The following is an 849-nucleotide window of genomic DNA, read 5'->3' as shown; positions in this document are numbered from 1 at the left end:
CCGTGAAGGTCGGCCCACGGGGCGTCGTCCAGGGCGTTAAGCCGGTCGAGGATGGCGACGGTGGGAAGACGGTCGATGCCGACCATGACGTGGTCGCGCAGGTCGGTCAGCAGCCGGACCCCGAGACTGCCCTTGTCGTTGGTCCGGGAGGCGGTCACCAGCGTCACGCATGCCTCGCGTGCCCGGGCGGGCCAGTCGCCGCCGACCGCGTCGGCGATGGCGAGTAGGGGCTCCCACACGTCGGCGGGGCGGTCGGTGACGCCTTCGGGCATCTCCGGCCAGGCTCCCATGACCGCGTCGCGTGTCTGCTCGGCCCACTGTGCGAGCTGGTCACGGAGCTTGTGGCCTTCCGTCTCGTGGAGGCGGGCACGGAAGGCTTCCACGGTTTCGTTGCGGGCCCGGCGCCGCATCCGGATCACAATTGAGCGGGTCATGATGGTGTCCGGCAGTGCCCCGAGTCCGGCGACCGCGACCGCGCAGTAGGACGGGAAGGCTTGCACGGTTTGGTTGCCGCCGTCGCCGATGCACCGGTACGTCACCCCGGTGCGGCGGTGTCCGGCGTTGAGGAAGCCGCGCAACTCCTCGTTGTCGCCCGCCTTGGGGCCAAAGATCGTGTCGATCTCATCAAACAGGATCGTCGGCCGTCCGTTGGGGTTGGACACGGACCGGAACAGGGCGGCGGCGGAAGCGTTGACGGCCGTCATGGGCTGCGGCACGAGAGTCTCCACGACTTCCAGGGCCCGTGACTTGCCCGACCCCGGCTCTGGAGAGAGGAAGGCGAGGCGGGGAGTGGAGTCGAAGCAGTCGAGCAGGTGGGCGTGTGCGTCCCACAGCGCGACCGCCGTATAG

The 849-nt window shown here is 69.5% G+C and carries 1 protein-coding gene; it reads right to left on the bottom strand.

What is annotated here, in order from left to right; all coding sequences use genetic code 11:
• Positions 1-849, bottom strand: an 849-nt coding sequence (locus KUM32_RS36380) for a DUF3631 domain-containing protein (RefSeq protein ID WP_217146168.1), incomplete at both ends; no start/stop codon positions are given.

The organism is Streptomyces sp. AC627_RSS907, from assembly GCF_019049165.1.
Note: the sequence above shows the minus strand (reverse complement) of the source record. Positions and strands in the feature narration are given on the sequence as shown.